General features: G+C 38.7%; 3 protein-coding genes. 1 reads left to right on the forward strand and 2 read right to left on the reverse strand.

The genetic code is table 11. The annotated features are described in order from the left end of the window. Positions 1 to 143 precede the first annotated feature (143 nt). Positions 144 to 1202 carry a polysaccharide pyruvyl transferase family protein gene (locus tag ERD80_RS20570; RefSeq protein ID WP_136548344.1) on the reverse strand — a complete coding sequence of 353 codons (1059 nt, stop codon included), beginning with the start codon at positions 1200 to 1202 and terminating at the stop codon, positions 144 to 146. A gap of 203 nt (positions 1203 to 1405) precedes the next feature. Here ERD80_RS20570 and gndA point away from each other — a divergent pair, with 203 nt between their 5' ends. Then, positions 1406 to 2818, forward strand: a complete 1413-nt coding sequence (gene gndA, locus ERD80_RS20575) for an NADP-dependent phosphogluconate dehydrogenase (protein ID WP_136548346.1) — start codon at positions 1406 to 1408, stop codon at positions 2816 to 2818. Positions 2819 to 2983: 165 nt separating this feature from the next. On the opposite strand, the gene ERD80_RS20580 is transcribed toward gndA, so the two are convergent. Beyond that, the gene (locus tag ERD80_RS20580; RefSeq protein WP_136548348.1) at positions 2984 to 4054 is read right to left on the reverse strand and encodes an acyltransferase; all 1071 of its coding nucleotides are present in this window, start codon (positions 4052 to 4054) and stop codon (positions 2984 to 2986) included. Between the last annotated feature and the right edge of the window lie 93 nt (positions 4055 to 4147).

Below are 4147 nucleotides of genomic sequence, written 5' to 3' on the forward strand. Positions count from 1 at the left end.
GAATTTATTCTACTTTACTGGTCAATGCTGTGCTATTTTTTGGTTTTAAAGCGCTACCTTTTGAATCGGAAACGCTTTCGGAAAGACAACAATCTTTGAAAAAAATCCAATCTCGTTTGCTAAACTGAGCAAGAAATTATGATTTACCAGTTGTAATTTTTCTCAGCAGATTTGCATAATTTGTCACATAAATTATGCCACCTTCTTAATTTAGCCCACGCTATTGCCATATAAAATTTTAGCTTGAACTTTTTATCATTCTTTGACACCACAGGCTTTGGCAAGCCATATTCTTCTGCAATAGCATCGATTTTTGGGGTGTTTGACGGAAAATAGACTGTTGGAGTTCCTGTACACATGGCACCAATTGTATAGTGGTATCTGCCCGAAATTAAAATTTTTGCATTTTTAATTACTGATAGCCACTCCTCAAAGGTTTTAGCCTCATACATTTCGATATTATGCATGTGCTTTTTTAAACTTTCATAGACAATTGGTTCTTCATGGTGAATACCTTCTTCTTTTGAACCGGCCAGGTAAATATATCTATGGTTCGGGAAGTGATTTTGAATTATTTTTGCAATCATTCCTGAACGTTCATGTTTATAATTGACTGCCCCCGAAATACATACATATTTTTCTGAAATCGGTTTGTAAAGTTTATTTTCAACAGATTTAGCTGTTAGTGGTAAACTGTCAAAAGCTAAAGTACATGGCATTCTTAACTCGTTGGTAATAGTTGCCACACTTCTTTTTTCTCTTGCAGCTATATAATCACAACATGCATAGGCTTTTTTATAGAAATTGATGGTTTCGCTGTCTTCAGTGCTTGGAAAACAGCTATGGTTAATCAGTATCACTTTTTTATTAAAGAATGTCTTGGCAGAATATATGAGGAAAAGCAAAGCCTTTGGATAGCCTGAAAAATGGTGGATAGTGCCTTCCCCATTAATTATCACAACGTCACAATTATCAATTTTAATGGCGATTTCTGGTAATTTTTCTACAAAGTTAGCTTTATCAGAAAATTCATTTGCATAATTAGGAAACCATCTTAAATTATGAACATCATAAACTGGAATTGTATCAACTAACTTCATTCCGTTCTTCTTGATTTTTTCCTTTACTGCATGCGATGTACCATAGCAGCCCCAATGGTAAACATCTTCGGTATCATTGATAAGTAACGCGCGTTGAAGCATCGGATTTTCCTTAGAATAGATTTTTGGATATTTTTTACACTTTGTAATGTAATCGATTTCATAAGGATTTTGAAGGTCAACATTTGATTATTACTAAGAGCATCATTTTCTACCTCTCTTAGCACATGTTGAGTTAACATATTGGTCACTTATACTATGGTGTTACCCGTAACACTATGCGTGACCACAGACAGGAGTATGAAATGTCAAAGCAACAGATCGGCGTTGTAGGTATGGCAGTCATGGGCCGTAACTTGGCTCTTAACATTGAAAGCCGCGGTTACACAGTGTCTATCTTCAACCGTTCTCGCGAAAAGACCGATGAAGTCATCGCTGAAAACCAAGATAAAAAGCTCGCTCCTTACTACACTGTTGAAGAATTCGTTGAATCTTTAGAGAAACCACGCCGTATCCTACTGATGGTACAGGCAGGTGAAGCGACAGACAAAACCATCGCTTCACTGACGCCACACCTTGATAAGGGCGACATCCTGATTGATGGTGGTAACACCTTCTATAAAGACACTATCCGTCGTAATAAAGAACTGTCTGATCAGGGCTTCAACTTCATCGGCACCGGTGTCTCCGGCGGTGAAGAGGGCGCACTGAAAGGCCCGTCGATCATGCCTGGCGGTCAGAAAGAAGCGTATGAACTGGTAGCGCCAATTCTGGATAAAATTGCTGCGCGTGCAGAAGACGGTGAAGCCTGCGTTACTTACATCGGTCCGGACGGTGCTGGTCACTATGTGAAGATGGTGCACAACGGTATCGAGTATGGCGATATGCAGCTGATTGCAGAAGCATACGCTTTACTGAAAGGCGCACTCGGTCTGAACAACGAAGAGCTGGCTAAAACCTTCACTGACTGGAACAACGGTGAGCTGAGTAGCTACCTGATCGACATCACCAAAGATATCTTCACCAAGAAAGATGAAGACGGTAAATACCTGGTTGATGTGATTCTGGATGAGGCAGCCAACAAAGGTACCGGTAAATGGACCAGCCAGAGCTCCCTGGACCTTGGCGAGCCACTTTCTCTGATCACTGAGTCAGTATTCGCTCGTTACCTCTCTTCACTCAAGTCACAGCGTGTTGCAGCTTCTAAAGTGCTGACTGGCCCTCAGGCGCAAGCCTTCACCGGTGACAAAGCTGAGTTCATTGAGAAAGTGCGCCGTGCACTGTATCTGGGTAAGATCGTTTCTTATGCTCAGGGCTTCTCTCAGCTGCGTGCGGCTTCAGAAGAGAACAACTGGGATCTGCATTACGGTGAAATCGCGAAGATCTTCCGTGCTGGTTGCATCATCCGTGCACAGTTCCTGCAGAAAATTACTGATGCTTATGCGACCAATGCTAGCATCGCTAACCTGTTGCTGGATCCCTACTTCAAAAACATCGCAGATGAATATCAGCAGGCGCTGCGTGATGTTGTCTCTTATGCCATCCAGAACGGTATTCCAACGCCAACCTTCTCAGCGGCAATTGCATACTACGATAGCTATCGCTCAGAAGTGCTGCCTGCCAACCTGATTCAGGCGCAGCGCGACTACTTTGGTGCGCACACTTATAAGCGTATTGATAAAGACGGTGTTTTTCATACTGAATGGATTTCACGCTAAATTATTTCAATAATGTAATTAATTGATTAATTCAGCCTAAAGATGTCAAAATAGCCCAACATTGTTCATGTTGGGCTATTTTTTTATATTAATCGTTAATTTATAAACTATTCTCTTGGATTTCAAACTGACTATATTATTGAAACTCTATTTCAGTTGATGATATTATTGCGCTTTTAAACTAAACGAATTTTTTAATTGCTTCTTGTTAGTTCTTTCAAGCATACGATATGTTAATTCACTCGCAATCAATACCGCTGATATCTGTAAAATTACTCTTGACACTACACCTATGTCATGGTCTGAAGTGAACTGGAAAACCATAAACCATACTGGTATATGGCAGCAAAAAAAAGAAAAAGAGCGGCTCCCAACATAGCTGATCACTTGATTAATGAACTTTGGTAAGGTGGTGAAAAAGCCCATATCTGTAACAGCTAACAGTACGCAAATACTTGAAATTATTGAGGCGCAGCTAAATCTAAAATTCCAAAGATGGATCAATGCCTTTGGTACTACAGCTAAGGAAAGTATTAAAATCAATGCGATTATGAATTTTGATACTGGGTTAACATTTAAGTGTTTCAAGGCCATTTTATTGAAATCAAAAGACCTCGTGACATAATACAAGAGAGTGCCATAAAGCATCGGGTCAAACCTAAACATCCATGAGGCGCCACCTCCCAACCGATAGAACATCATACTTACGCATATAAATATAGAAAGTAAAATTGTATTTTTTCTTCCTAATAAAGAGTAAAGCATCGGATATATAATGAAAAACTGCATTTCAAGAGATAATGCCCACATATAACCAAAGTTACCTTCTGTACCAATCTCTTCAAAATTCCTTACCCACATCAATGATGAGAAAAACTTTTCTATCATTAAATCATATGACAGCCAAATGTCTGCTCTTTTCGTTAAAATTGAGAAGGCAAGCGGCACTGCAACCCAAAAATAAACTGGAGGCGACAGTCTTTTAATCTTTTTTATGTAAATCTCGAAAAGGAAATTAATTTTTTCAGCTGTGGAGTTGAGGTTTTTTGCTGATTTTTCAATGGTTAATGATAAGAAAAATCCTGCAATAACAAAAAAAAGTTCAACGCCACTATCCGTATTTGTAAAGCTTCTTAATTCATTATAAAAATGATTGTTTGGAATGATTACCGGAAGATGCAAAAATATGACAAAGCAGATTGCGATACAACGTAATGCCTGTATATCTTTTAACATAAAATTACCAAATGAGCTCCTGTTTAATAGAGCTCATTTTACGAAAAAAAATTTTTTTTCATACTTTTTTTTGAAGGATTGTTAACTTACCAG

This window comes from Pantoea sp. R102 (assembly GCF_004916815.1).
Classification (GTDB): Bacteria; Pseudomonadota; Gammaproteobacteria; order Enterobacterales; family Enterobacteriaceae; genus Pantoea; species Pantoea dispersa.

Coding starts and splice junctions, on each gene's coding strand:
- gndA (WP_136548346.1), top strand. CDS start 1,406: ATGTCAAAGCAACAGATCGGCGTTGTAGGTATGGCAGTCATGGGCCGT.
- ERD80_RS20580 (WP_136548348.1), bottom strand. CDS start 4,054: ATGTTAAAAGATATACAGGCATTACGTTGTATCGCAATCTGCTTTGTC.
- ERD80_RS20570 (WP_136548344.1), bottom strand. CDS start 1,202: ATGCTTCAACGCGCGTTACTTATCAATGATACCGAAGATGTTTACCAT.